Source organism: Terrabacter sp. Soil810, assembly GCF_001429645.1.
In the GTDB taxonomy this organism is placed as follows: Bacteria; Actinomycetota; Actinomycetes; order Actinomycetales; family Dermatophilaceae; genus Terrabacter.
Map to the genome: position 1 here is coordinate 62,548 of NZ_LMSW01000014.1, position 12,247 is coordinate 74,794.

General features: G+C 73.5%; 11 protein-coding genes. 4 read left to right on the forward strand and 7 right to left on the reverse strand.

Annotated features, from left to right (window positions below; all coding sequences use genetic code 11):
• Positions 1 to 25: 25 nt before the first annotated feature.
• Together ASG96_RS18660 and ASG96_RS18665 are read right to left on the reverse strand one after the other, a co-directional pair.
• Positions 26 to 2,026 carry a VWA domain-containing protein gene (locus ASG96_RS18660; RefSeq protein ID WP_157611088.1) on the reverse strand — a complete coding sequence of 667 codons (2,001 nt, stop codon included), beginning with the start codon at positions 2,024 to 2,026 and terminating at the stop codon, positions 26 to 28.
• Between the two features lie 9 nt (positions 2,027 to 2,035).
• Positions 2,036 to 3,433 carry a sigma 54-interacting transcriptional regulator gene (locus tag ASG96_RS18665; protein ID WP_056750416.1) on the reverse strand — a complete coding sequence of 466 codons (1,398 nt, stop codon included), beginning with the start codon at positions 3,431 to 3,433 and terminating at the stop codon, positions 2,036 to 2,038.
• Positions 3,434 to 3,528: 95 nt separating this feature from the next.
• Here ASG96_RS18665 and ASG96_RS18670 point away from each other — a divergent pair, with 95 nt between their 5' ends.
• Together ASG96_RS18670 and ASG96_RS22820 are read left to right on the forward strand one after the other, a co-directional pair.
• Entirely contained in the window at positions 3,529 to 4,407 is an 879-nt protein-coding gene (locus tag ASG96_RS18670) for a DUF429 domain-containing protein (protein ID WP_057588934.1), read from the forward strand.
• Positions 4,408 to 4,444: 37 nt separating this feature from the next.
• Complete coding sequence (locus ASG96_RS22820; RefSeq protein ID WP_369813629.1) at positions 4,445 to 4,576, forward strand: hypothetical protein; 132 nt, start codon at positions 4,445 to 4,447, stop codon at positions 4,574 to 4,576.
• Positions 4,577 to 4,707: 131 nt separating this feature from the next.
• Here ASG96_RS22820 and ASG96_RS18675 read toward each other — a convergent pair whose 3' ends face one another.
• Positions 4,708 to 6,189: an MFS transporter gene (locus ASG96_RS18675; RefSeq protein WP_057588935.1), complete on the reverse strand. Its 1,482-nt coding sequence runs from the start codon at positions 6,187 to 6,189 to the stop codon at positions 4,708 to 4,710.
• A 104-nt stretch (positions 6,190 to 6,293) separates the two neighbouring features.
• Between ASG96_RS18675 and ASG96_RS18680 the strand changes: the two genes are divergently transcribed.
• Positions 6,294 to 6,893 carry a TetR family transcriptional regulator gene (locus ASG96_RS18680; RefSeq protein WP_057588936.1) on the forward strand — a complete coding sequence of 200 codons (600 nt, stop codon included), beginning with the start codon at positions 6,294 to 6,296 and terminating at the stop codon, positions 6,891 to 6,893.
• A 102-nt stretch (positions 6,894 to 6,995) separates the two neighbouring features.
• Here the strand turns inward: ASG96_RS18680 and ASG96_RS18685 are convergent, their stop codons facing one another.
• Positions 6,996 to 8,105 carry an SGNH/GDSL hydrolase family protein gene (locus tag ASG96_RS18685; protein WP_057588937.1) on the reverse strand — a complete coding sequence of 370 codons (1,110 nt, stop codon included), beginning with the start codon at positions 8,103 to 8,105 and terminating at the stop codon, positions 6,996 to 6,998.
• A gap of 177 nt (positions 8,106 to 8,282) precedes the next feature.
• Between ASG96_RS18685 and ASG96_RS18690 the strand changes: the two genes are divergently transcribed.
• Complete coding sequence (locus ASG96_RS18690; RefSeq protein ID WP_057588938.1) at positions 8,283 to 9,128, forward strand: alpha/beta fold hydrolase; 846 nt, start codon at positions 8,283 to 8,285, stop codon at positions 9,126 to 9,128.
• A 33-nt stretch (positions 9,129 to 9,161) separates the two neighbouring features.
• Here the strand turns inward: ASG96_RS18690 and ASG96_RS18695 are convergent, their stop codons facing one another.
• From ASG96_RS18695 to ASG96_RS18705, 3 genes are all read right to left on the reverse strand, one after another.
• Positions 9,162 to 9,986 carry an SDR family oxidoreductase gene (locus ASG96_RS18695; RefSeq protein ID WP_057588939.1) on the reverse strand — a complete coding sequence of 275 codons (825 nt, stop codon included), beginning with the start codon at positions 9,984 to 9,986 and terminating at the stop codon, positions 9,162 to 9,164.
• 136 nt (positions 9,987 to 10,122) lie between these two features.
• Positions 10,123 to 11,025 carry an alpha/beta fold hydrolase gene (locus ASG96_RS18700; protein WP_082591890.1) on the reverse strand — a complete coding sequence of 301 codons (903 nt, stop codon included), beginning with the start codon at positions 11,023 to 11,025 and terminating at the stop codon, positions 10,123 to 10,125.
• Positions 11,022 to 12,245 (reverse strand): RNA polymerase sigma factor, encoded by a 1,224-nt coding sequence (locus ASG96_RS18705; RefSeq protein ID WP_235509227.1) that lies wholly within the window; start codon positions 12,243 to 12,245, stop codon positions 11,022 to 11,024. The genes ASG96_RS18700 and ASG96_RS18705 overlap by 4 nt, the downstream gene beginning before the upstream one ends.
• Positions 12,246 to 12,247: the final 2 nt, after the last annotated feature.

Below are 12,247 nucleotides of genomic sequence, written 5' to 3' on the forward strand. Positions count from 1 at the left end.
TCTCCTGTCCTTCGTGTCCCGCGACTCAGCGGCGTCCGCGGCGGGTGCGCAGGTAGTCGGCGACGACGTACTCCCCGAGCCGTGCGATGTCGGGCGTGAACACGCGCCCGCCGGCCCGCCGAGCCACCGCGTCGACGAAGCGCGCCAGCCCCGGGTTGTCGCCCAGCATGAAGATGTTGAGCTGCGCCCCCGAGCGGCGCAGCTCGTCGACCTGCGCGACCGTCGCGCGCACCGTCTCCTGGGTCGCCGGCCAGTGGAACGCCGGCCCCCCGTCGATCTCGATGTGCGCCGTCGGCTCGCCGTCCGTGACGACGAGGACCACCGGCTCGGCGTCGGGGTGCCGGCGCAGGTGCCGCGACGCGAGCATGAGCGCGTGCTGGAGGTTGGTCCCCTGGACCCACTCGGGCTCGGCCTCGGTGAGCTCGGTGGGCGTGAGCGTGCGGGCCGCGAGGTTGAAGCCGATGATCTGCAGCGCGTCGTGCCGGAAGCGGGTCTGCACGAGGTGCGAGAGCGCGAGCGCCGTCTGCTTCATCGGCCCCCAGCGCCCCTCCTGCATCATCGAGAACGACATGTCGACGCACAGCGCGACCGCCGCCACCGAGCGCCGCTCCGTCTCGGCCACCTCGAAGTCCTCGACGAGCAGCTCCACCCCACCGCTGGCTGGAGCCGATGCCGTGCTCCGCTGGGCCGCGTTGCGCTGCAAGGCGTTCGAGACGGTGCGCACCGTGTCGATGGGCAGCTCGTCGCCGAACTCCCACTGCCGGGTCAGACCCGTCGGCTCGTCGGCCTGACCGGCGGCGCGGTCGTCGTGGTCGCCACGTCCGGCGGCCTCGACGCGCTCGAAGACCCGCTTGAGCGCGGTCTCGCCGAGGCGACGCACGGCGCGGGGCGTGAGTCGAAGCCCGTCGTCGCCGCGGGAGACGTAGCCCTGGCGCTCGAGCTCGCGCTCCAGCTGGCGCAGCGCCTCCATGTCGCGGGAGGCGTCGGCGCCGAGGTACTGCTCGAGCCGTTCGACGTCGACGTCGTCGAGGGTCGCGCCGAAGTAGCCCTGCCCGAGCTGCTCGCCGAGCTGCTCGAGGTCGGCGAGCTCGGCCACCGCGCCGACGGCGTCGCCGTAGCCCATCGGCTCGCCGCCCTGCCCCTGCTGCACCGGGCTGCGCCGGTCGAGCCCGGGCCGCAGGGCGCGGAGGTTGTCGGAGAGCTGCGCCATCTGCGACGCGAGGTCGGGGTCACCGAGTGCGTCGGACATGAGCTGGCCGAGCTGCTCGCGCTGCTCGGGCGTCAGGGAGGCCATCAGCCGGTCGGCCGCGGCCTGCCTCCGGGCGAGGGCGTCGATGAGCTCGTCGACGTTCTCGGGCTGCTCGGGGAAGAGGTCTCCGTGCTTGTCCATGAAGTCGCGGAACTGGTCCTCGGTGTCCTCCCCCCGGGCGTGGGCGGCGAGGAGCTGGTTGAGGTCGGCGAGCATGTCCTTGACGGCCTGCATCGCCTCGGGGTCGTTGCCCGACAGCGCCTGCTTGAGCCCTTCGAACTGCGCCCCGACGACCTCGCGCTGGAGCATCTGCTGGATCTGCTCGTAGGTCTCGCGTGCCTCCGGCGAGTGCCACGCGTAGTCGCCGAGCGCCCGCACCGCACCGGCGACGTCGTCGGGGATCGTCGCGAGGTCCATCTCGGCGAGCCGGGCGTCGTCACCGTCCTCGCCCGCGAGGGTGTCGCGCTCCTCGGCGAGCGCCTGGTCGAGCATCGCGCGCACCCGGTCGAGCGTGCCGCCGAGGTCACCGCGTCGGCGCGCGGCCTCCCGCAGGCGGCGTACGCGTTCGGCGAGGTCGTCGAGACCGCGGCGACCGTCCATGCCCCGTCGCATCAGCTCACGCAGCGCCTCGCGCAGCGACCCGCCGGACAGGACGTCGTGACCGACCTCGTCGAGGGCCGACCGCACGTCGAAGGGCGGGGCGAGCGGGTCGGGCCCGCCCGACCACGGCGCATAGCGGAACCGTCCGTGCACCTCGTCCCCGTCGCGCGGCGTCATCGGCACGACCTACACCCCGTAGACCGTGCGGCCGGCGACGGAGTCCTTGTCGATGCGGCGCGTCAGGTGAAGCCCCTCGAGCACGAACTCCACTGCGGCAGCAACCTGCCCGGGCGTCGCGTCGTCGCCGTGGCCGAGCCGGTCGAGCACCTTCGACAGGCCCGGCACCGGCCCCACCTGGGCGAGCAGGTCGGCGCCCGGCACGAGCTCGCCGGTCTCGACGACGGCGCCCTCGGCGAAGAGGTTCGTGAACCCGGTGAGGTCGAGCCCGGAGAGCCTGGACCGGTAGGTCTCGGCGACGGCGAGGCGCAGCAGGTGCGCCAGCACGTCGCGCTCGCGCCCCTCCTCCCCCATCTCGAACTCGACCTTGCCGAGGAGGGTGGGCACGACGGTGGGGACGTCGCAGACGCGCGCGACGGCATACGCCTCCCCGGAGCGGGCGGCGCGGCGCAGCGCGGACCCGGCCACCCCCTCGGCCCCGGCGATCGCGAACCGCGCCGACACGCCGGACCGCTGGTCGACGGCGGACGACTCGCGCAGACCACGCGTGAATCGCGCGATGACCTCGAGGAGGTGCTCGGGCACGTCGGCGACGAGCGCGGACTCCTGCGCGATGAGGGCGACCTCGTCGCTGACCTCGGTCGGGTAGTGCGTGCGGATCTCGGCGCCGAAGCGGTCCTTGAGCGGCGTGATGATGCGCCCGCGGTTCGTGTAGTCCTCGGGGTTGGCGGTCGCGACGAGGAGGAGGTCGAGCGGCAGCCGCAGCGAGTAGCCGCGGATCTGGATGTCGCGCTCCTCGAGCACGTTGAAGAGCGCCACCTGGATGCGCTCGGCGAGGTCGGGCAGCTCGTTGAGGCCGAAGATGCCGCGGTTGCTGCGCGGCACGAGGCCGTAGTGCACCGTCTCCGGGTCGCCGAGCGTGCGGCCCTGCGCGACCTTGACCGGGTCCACGTCGCCGACGAGGTCGCCGACGCTGGTGTCGGGCGTCGCGAGCTTCTCGGTGTAGCGCTCGCTCCGGTGCCGCCACGCCACGGGCAGGTCGTCGCCGAGCTCGGCGGCCAGCCGGCGACAGCGCGTGCACGACGGCGCGTGCGGGTCGTCGCCGATCTCGCAGCCCTCGACGACGGGGCTCCACTCGTCGAGCAGCCCGGACAGCGTGCGCATCAGGCGCGTCTTGCCCTGGCCGCGCTCGCCGAGGAGCACGAGGTCGTGGCCCGCGAGCAGCGCCGTCTCGAGCTCGGGCAGGACGGTGTCCTCGAAGCCGACCATCCCCGGGAACGCGTCGTCACCGGCGCGCAGCCGCGCCAGGAGGTTCTCGCGGATCTCGCTCTTGACGCTGCGGTGGACGTGGCCCGAGGCGCGGAGCTCGCCGAGGGTGGTGGGACGACCGGTGTCGGGGTGGGTCATTGCCTCACGCTACGTCCGACTCCCGACGGTGTCGAAGGGTGCGTCGAGGGCTGGGCGCTCACCACGGTCGCGCGGCGATGGGGTTGAGTGGTGCCATGGAGACGGACGCGCAGCGGATCCGCGAGCTCGCCGACGGGCTGGCGTCCGGTCTGGCCGGCGCGACCGACGACGAGGTCGCGGCCGCCCTCGCCGAGAGCGTCACGTCGCTGCGACGGCTCGCCGACGTGGTCGAGCGGCGGTCGGACGCGCTCGCAGCGACCGGGCGGCTCGCACCGGTCGAGGTCGTCGTCCCCGTGCTCGGCGTCGACGGCTGCTCGGCCGGCTGGGTCGGAGCGCTGCTCGAGCCCGGAGCCCCACGTCCGCGCATCGTCGTCGCGCCGACGATCGCCGACCTCGTCGCCATGGTGCGCGAGTCGACGGGCATCCGCGTCGTCGCCATCGACATCCCGATCGGCCTGCCCGACAACACGATCCGTCAGGCCGACGTCCTCGCGCGCCAAGCCCTGCCGGGCAAGGCGTCGTCGATCTTCTCCACCCTGACCCGCTCCGCGTACGCCGCGGCGACGCGCCTCGAGGCCGACTCGGTCAACCGTGGTCTCGTCGGCCAGGGCGTCGGTGCGCAGGCGTTCGCCCTCCGCGACAAGATCGTCGAGGTCGACGCCTGGCTGCGCACCCGGCCCACGGTGACCGTCCTCGAGGTCCACCCCGAGGTGTCGTTCGCCGCGATGACGGGCGCACCGATGACAGCAAGCAAGAAGACCGACGAGGGACGCGACCAGCGGCTCGCAGCGCTCGCCGCCGCAGGCATCCCCCGCCCCTCCGTGCTCCAAGGCCAGGGGTATGCCGTCGACGACGTCCTCGACGCCTGTGCGGTCGCGTGGTCGGCCGCGCGTCACGCGTCGGGTCTCGCGCGCCCGCTGCCGGACCCGCCCGAGGTCTTCTCCGACGGCATCCCGGCCGCCATCTGGGCCTGAACGTCGAGCGCCCCCAAAGGTGCCGGATGACAGGGCGATGCTGATCACGCTCGACGACTGCTGCGCTCCGGCGCGGGCGCTCTACGCCGCGGACGGGTTCACCGGGTGCGGACCCTTCGGCTCCAAGCGACCCGACCCGCACAGCACCTTCATGACCCTCGAGCTCTGAGCCGCCGCGCGACCACACCACGACGCGGAGCGCTCAGTCGAGTGGGGTCGGGCGCTCACTCGAGAGGGGGTGACGAGGTATGCCGTCGCGACCGGGCGCGACGGCATACCTCGTCCGGTCTCGGCCGGGACTCAGGCGGCGGCGGCCGCCTCGGGTGAGCGCCGGATGAAGAGGACGACGACCGCGGCGAGCAGCGCGGCGCCGGCGCACAGGGCGAAGAGCTGGCGGTAGGCCGTCAGGGACGGCACCGCGAAGGCTCCGAGGATGACCGTGTTGGCGGCGAGGATGCTGCCACCGAGAGCCGAGGCCAGCGAGCTGCCGAGGCTGCGAAACAGCGCGTTGAGGCCGTTGGCGGCCGCGATCTCGGAGCGCGGCGAGTGCTCGTTGATGAGCGACGGGATGGCGGCGTAGCCGATGCCCGTGCCGATCCCGACCACGGTCGTGCCGATGATGACCTCGGTGAGGCTCGCGGTCCAGACGATGCGCATGAACCAGCCGAGGGCGACGATCACCGCGCCGAGGGCGAGGGTCTGCGGCGCACCCCACGAGCCGATGAGGCGGGCGGCGATCGGCGAGAAGATGATCATCGCGATGCCGCTCGGGAGCAGGGCCAGACCACCGGTCATCAGGCTCGCGCCGAAGCCGTAGCCGCTCGCCGCCGGGGCCTCGATGAACGACGCCGTGCCGAGGAACGAGGCGAAGAGGGCGAAGCCGAAGAGGACCGAGGCGATGTTGGTCAGCACGATCGGGCGCCTGCGCAGCGCCCTGAGGTCGACGAGCGGCTCGCGGATGCGGGTCTGGCTCCAGCCGAAGACCACGAAGAGCACGGCGGACGCACCGAGCAGCCACCAGACACGGGGGTCCGACCAGCCCCACGCGGCGCTCTGCGTCAGCGGCAGCAGGAGCGTCAGGAGCGCGCTGCCCATGAGCACGGCACCGACGATGTCGACCCGACCACCGCTGCGGCCCGGCGCCTCGGGGACCATCAGGCGGATGCCGACGAGGGCGACGAGGCCCGCGAACGAGGTGATCCAGAAGAGGGCGTGGAAGGAGAAGTGCTCGGCGACGAGGCCGGCCAGGGGCAGTCCGAGCGCGCCACCGACGCCGAGCATCGCGCTGACGAGGGCGACGGACGACGCGACGCGCTCCTTGGGCATCGTCGTCATGAGCAGGCTGATCCCGAGCGGGATCGCGGCGGCGGCCATGCCCTGGATCGCGCGGCCGGCGATGAGCAGGGCGATGTTGTCGGTCACGGCCGTGAGGAGCGAGCCGAGCGTCAGGGCGGCGAGCGAGACGAGGAGCATCCGGCGCTTGCCGAACATGTCGCCGAGGCGGCCCATGATCGGCACCGAGATGGCGGCGACGAGCAGCGTCGAGGTGAGCAGCCACGAGACGTTGCTCGCGGACGTGTGGAGGTCGGCCGGCAGGGTCGACAGGACGGGGACGAGCAGCGACTGCGAGAGCGCGACGACGAGGGCGCCGAGGCCGACGAAGACGAGCTGGACGGTGGCCCGGTTCGAGGTCGTGGTCTCCTCGCCGGCCCGCCGGGTGGCCGGCTCGGTGGTCGCCACGGTCGAGGCTGCCGTCTCGGGCGGCTCGGTGCTGACGGACATGCGGACTCCTACGGGAAGAACTGGGGTGTCCTGACACTGTACGCCCATCGTGACACTCGGTGTCAAACGTGGCAGGCGATGCCAGAGACTGCTAGGATGGCCGCATGCCAGCGACGCCCACGACCCTCCGGGACCGCGCCCGTGGGGCCGTGCGCGACGAGGTGTCGAAGCAGGCGTGGCGCCTCTTCGCGACGCAGGGCTTCGAGCTGACGACCGTCGAACAGATCGCCGCCGCGGCCGGCATGTCGCGGCGCACGTTCTTCCGCTACTTCGAGAGCAAGGAGGACCTCGTCCTCGACCGGCTCCTCGAGTCCGGCGAGTCCGTCGTCGACGCGATGCGTGAGCGACCGGCCGACGAGTCGCCGTGGGCGGCCCTGCGGAGGGCCTTCGAGGCGATCGTCAGCCTTCAGGAGGCCCACGCCGTGAGCTCGCGCCCCCTCCAGCTGATGCTCCACCGCGAGCCCGTGCTGCGCGGGACGGTCACCGAGCTGCACCGCCGCTGGCTCGAGTCGCTCACCCCCCTCGTCGCCGAGCGCATGCCTCGCCGCCGCGCCCACCGCGGGCCCGACGTCCGCGCGGCGGCGATGACGAGCAGCGCCCTGGCCTGCCTCGAGATCGCCCAGACGACGTGGGCCGGCGACCCCTCCGTCCGCCTGGCACCCCTGCTCGACGAGGTCATGGGCGCCGTCTCGCCGCTCACCTGAGCTCGGCGGTCCCCACCACGACGTGACCGAGGTATGCCGTCGCGACCGGACGCGACGGCATACCTCGTCCCAGCGGGGCCGGTGTCCCGAACCCCGTGGAGCTCAGCCGGTGACGGCGACCCGGAGGGCTCCGGCGGTCGCGTCCCAGCCGGCCTGGGTCGGGTGGACGAACTCGGCGACGTCGCGGCCCGGCGTCCCGACGGGGACGAGCCATGCCGCGGAGTTGTCGGCGACGACGTGCGGGTCGAGGCCGTGGACGCGACCGCCCCAGGCGGCCTTGACGGTGTCGACGAAGTGGTACGGCGTCGTCCCGTCCTCGGCGTTGAGCTCGGCGACGCCGCGAGCCTGGAGGTCGTCACCGAGCCGCTGGAGGTCGTTGAGCGCCCGGCCGGCGTCGTAGACCGGCGCGACCTCGGGGATGGCGTAGCTCTCGGTGTCGATGAGGAACGGGTAGCTGAGCAGGTAGACCTGCGCGTGACCGCCCGAGCGCGCGACGACGGCCCGCAGCGCGTCCTTGGTGCGCTGGACCATCTTGGGCGCCTTGGCCGAGGCCGCCTCGAGGGACTGGCGGCAGCTCGACGGGTCACGCAGGGTCAGGCAGTCGACGACGATCGTGGAGAAGCCGATGTCGTTGCCGCCGATGGTGAGGAGGACGAGGTCGGTGTCGGGCGTGACCGCGTCGATCTGCGGACGCGCGACGAGCTGGCACGACACGGTGCCCGTGTAGAGGTCGTTCACGCCGACGCCCGCGACGAACGTGTACGTGTACGAGAAGTCGGGCTGTGCCGGCACCCCGCAGAGCCGCTCGGTCTGCGCCCGGCGCAGCCACTCGGCCTTCTGGTCGGGGTGGCGCGCCGGGTCGACCGAGTACGTCCCCGTCTTCGTGGACGCGTCACCGAGCAGGCGCGGCTCGAGGATGTCGGCGACGACCCCGCCGCTGCAGGCCGCGTCGGTGTAGGTCGCGTCGATCGAGGCCGCGACCTGCCACCCGTAGTTGTCCGGGGAGCGGTAGCAGCTGCGCTCCTCGTAGGTGCCGGTGCCGTTGCCGGCCGAGTAGGAGTCGCCGAGCTGCACGACGTGCGGCGCGTCCGTCGCGACGGCGGAGGGAGCCGCGGCGGCCCCGCCGGTCGCGAGGGCGGCGGCTGCAGCGAGGGCCGCGACGAGCGCTGCGGCAGGCCGGGCACGGCGGGCGGTGCGTGAGGAACGGGGCACGGCGGGACTCCTTCGTCCGGTGTCGGTCTCGGAGGAGAACGAGCCCGCCACCGGCGAGGTCACGCGACGGGCCCGGCGCTGCAGGCGCTGCACCCGTCGGGAGGCGAACGTCGGGTGGCGCGCGGCGGGTCCCACGAAGCGCGTACGCAGGCAGCGCTGCCGCCGTAGCGTTCGGCCATGGAGCGCACAGACTTCGTCGCCTCGGGCACCGACGGCGACCTCGGCGGGTTCGTCACCGGTGCGGGACAGCCGGTGCTGCTGGCCCACGGCGGCCCGGGCCTGGGCTATGACCACCTGAGCACCCTCGTCGAGGAGCTCGCCGCCGGGTTCCGGGTCGCCTACTACCAGCAGCGCGGACTCCCGCCCTCGACGACCACGGGTGCCTTCACTGTCGCGGAGGCGGTCGGCGACGCCGTCGCGGTGCTCGACCACCTCGGCTGGGACCGCGCCTGGTTCGTCGGGCACTCCTGGGGCGGGCACCTCGGCTTCCATGTCGCGGAGGCCATCCCCGACCGGCTGCACGGGGTCCTCGCCGTGGACCCGCTCGGTGGGGTCGGCGACGGGGCCGCGGAGGCGTTCGGTGCGGAGATGTTCGCCCGGGTCCCCGCCGACCGGCGGGCACGCGCCGAGGCGCTCGACGAGAAGGACATGAACGGCACGGCGACGCCCGAGGAGGAGGCGGAGACCTGGGACCTGGTGTGGCCCGGCTACTTCGGCGACCCCTCGCACGTCATGCCGAGGCCCGAGATGACCGTCTCGCCGGAGGCCCACGTGGGCCTGTGGAACGACCTCAAGGCGAGGCTCCCCGACCTCGAGTCGGGGCTGGGCGACATCCGGGTCCCCGTCGGGGTCGTCGTCGGCGAGCGCAGCCCGATGCCGCCCGACCGGGCCGGCGGGGCGACGGCGGACGCGATCCCCGGAGCGTGGGTCGAGGTCGTCGACGGCGCCGGGCACTTCGTGTGGTGGGAGCGTCCGGGCTCGGTGCTGCGGGCCCTTCGCCGCCTCGCGGACGAGAGTGCCTGACCCACGCTCGCGGGTCAGGCACTCCCGGCCGGCTCAGCCCTGGGCGAGCTGGGACACGTCGTCCCACTTCTCCCACGTCTCGATCCGCGAGGCGTAGTCGGCCTTGGCGATCGAGAGCGGGGCCGCGCCGAAGAAGACGCGCAGCGGCGGCTCGTCGGCGTCGACGACCTTGAGCACGGCGGCCGCGGAGGCCTTGGGGTCGCCGGGGCCCGACGTGTTGCGGGCCGCGCGCTCGCGGTGGGTCCGCTCGCGGATGTCGTCGTAGGGCGACGACGGCGCCGAGTGCTTGGCCGACGGGCCGGCCCAGTCGGTCGAGAAGCCGCCGGGCTCGATGAGCGTGACGCGGATGCCGAAGGGCGCGACCTCCTGGGCGAGCGACTGGCTCAGACCCTCGAGCGCCCACTTCGACGCGTGGTAGGCGCCGACGATCGGGAACGCGGAGATGCCGCCGATCGAGCTGACCTGGATGATGCGGCCGGATCCCTGCTCGCGCATGATCGGCAACGCCGCCTGCGTGACCCAGAGGGCGCCGAAGAAGTTCGTCTCCAGCTGGTTGCGGACGTCGGCCTCGCTCAGCTCCTCGACGAAGCCGAAGTGGCCGTAGCCGGCGTTGTTGATGACGACGTCGAGCCGGCCGAAGCGCTGGTGCGCCTGCTGGACGGCTGCGATGTCCGCGTCGCGGTCGGTGACGTCGAGGGCGATCGGCAGCAGCCGGTCGCCGTAGGTCTGGACGAGGTCGTCGAGGGTCGAGGTGTCACGGGCGGTCGCGGCCACGTTGTCGCCCCGCTCGAGTGCGGCGGTCGCCCACTCGCGACCGAACCCGCGGGACGTTCCGGTGATGAACCACGTTTTCGTCATGCGCTCGACGCTATGACTTCGAGTGCACTCCAACGCAAGCCGGGCGACGGCCGGGTCGAGGTGATGCCGGCACCGACCCGGCTCCCGCGATCACCTCGAACGGGCAGAGCGGCGGGCGCTCAGGAGCGGTGGGCGCTCAGGAGCGGCGGGCGGCGCGGGCGAGCCAGGTGAGGGCGTCCTCGGCAGTGCTGAGCACGGAGACGTGACCGTCGAGAGGCTGGAGCCACAGGTCCGCGTCGGGGATCGCGCTCGCGAGCCACTCGCCGTGCGAGACCGGCACGATGCGGTCGGCGCCGCCGTGCACGACGAGCGCCGGCGCCGCGACGTCGCGGGGATCGAAGCCCCAGTCGGAGACGTAGGCGAGGTCGTCGTCGATGAGCGCGGCCGGGCCGGCCGCCAGCGCCGGGCCGACGACCGAGCCGAACCAGCCCCACGGACCCGAGAAGGCCTCCTCGTCCGCCTCCACGAAGCCGAAGTCGACCTCGCCGTCCGGCACCTGGGCCGCAGCGGCCTCATGAGCCTCCTTGGCCTCGCGACCGGCGGCCGAGGCACGCAGCGACGCCTCGCCGCCCGGCGCCATCCCGGCGAAGAAGTCCAGCCCCGGGGCGCCGAACGGTGCCACTCCCGAGACGGTCACGACGCCGAGCACGCGGTCGCCGAGCAGCGCCGCGGGGGCCAGAGCGTGCGTACCTCCGCCCGAGTGGCCCATCACCGCGAACGAGCCCACGCCGAGGTGGTCGACGACGGCCGCGACGTCCCGCGCCGCCGAGGCGACGTCACGACCCGGTCGAGCAGTCGAGCCGCCGTAGCCGGGCCGGTCGTAGGACACCCAGCGGATGCCGAGGCGGGCCGCCGCGGCGAAGAGCGGCTGCGGGGGCGCCCCGATGTTCGGGGTGCCGTGGTGCCACACGACGACGAGCGCCTCGACGTCCGGGGTCCCCGGGCCGCCGGTGTCGTAGACGTGGAGCACGTGACCGTCGCCGAGGTCGACGTCGCTCTCGGTCACGGCGGGCGCGGGGGTGTCGGCGGCGTCGCTCACAGGGCTTCGGCCTTTCGTCGGAGGTGGTCCTGCTCGGGGATGCTCGTCGTGAGACGTGACGCGAGCAGGTAGCTCTCGCGGGCCCTCTCGGTGTCGCCGGACATCTCGAGCAGGTGCGCCCGCACGGCGTGCAGGCGGTGGTGCCGGGCGAGACGCTTGTCCTGCTCGAGGGCGTCCAGCACCGCCAGACCTGCGGCCGGCCCCTCGACCATCGCGAGCGCGACGGCGCGGTTGAGCGTCACGACCGGCCCGGGGGCGAGCTGCTCGAGGAGCCCGTAGAGCGCGAGCACCTGCTCCCAGTCGGTCTCGGCCCCCGAGGGCGCCTCGTCGTGCACCGCGGCGATGGCCGCCTGCACCTGGTAGGGCCCGAGCCGGGTCCGCGTCAGGGAGTCGGTCACGAGGGCGATGCCCTCGTGGACGTATGCCGTGTCCCACCGAGAGCGGTCCTGCTCGGCGAGCGGCACGAGCTCTCCCGCCTCGTTCGTGCGGGCGGGGCGCCGCGCCTCGGTGAGCAGCATGAGGGCGAGGAGGCCGGCCACCTCGCCGTCGTCGGGCAGGAGGGCGTGCGCCTGGCGCGTGAGGCGGATCGCCTCTGCCGTCAGGTCGACCCGGTGCAGCTCGTCACCGGTGCTCGCCGTGTGCCCCTCGGTGAATACGAGGTAGAGGACGTGGAGCACCTCGCGCAGACGGTCCGGCACGTCGTCGGGCGGCGGCATCCGGAACTCCGCGCCCGACTCGCGGATCCGCTGCTTGGCCCGGCTGATCCGCTGGGCCATCGTCGCCTCGGGCACGAGGAAGGAGTGCGCGATCTGCGCGGTGGTGAGGCCGCCGACTGCCCTGAGGGTCAAGGCGATCCGGGACGCCGGGGCGAGCGCGGGGTGGCAGCAGAGGAGGAGAAGCGTCAGGGTGTCGTCGTGGTCACCCGGCCCGACGGCATACGGCGGCGGGGCCACGAGCTCGTCGGCAGGAGCCCGCGTCGCGTCGGCGAGCTCACGACGCTCTCGTGCCTCGTCGCTGCGCAGGCCGTCGATGAGCCGGCGCGAGCCGACCCGGATGAGCCACGCCTTCGGGTCGTCGGGCACGCCCTCCTCGGGCCACTGCGCGGCCGCGGCGAGCAGCGCCTCCTGGGCGGCCTCCTCGGCGCGGTCGAAGTCGCGGTAGCGGCGCACGAGCGCACCGATGACCTGCGGCGTCACGCTGCGCCACAGGTCATCGGTCACGA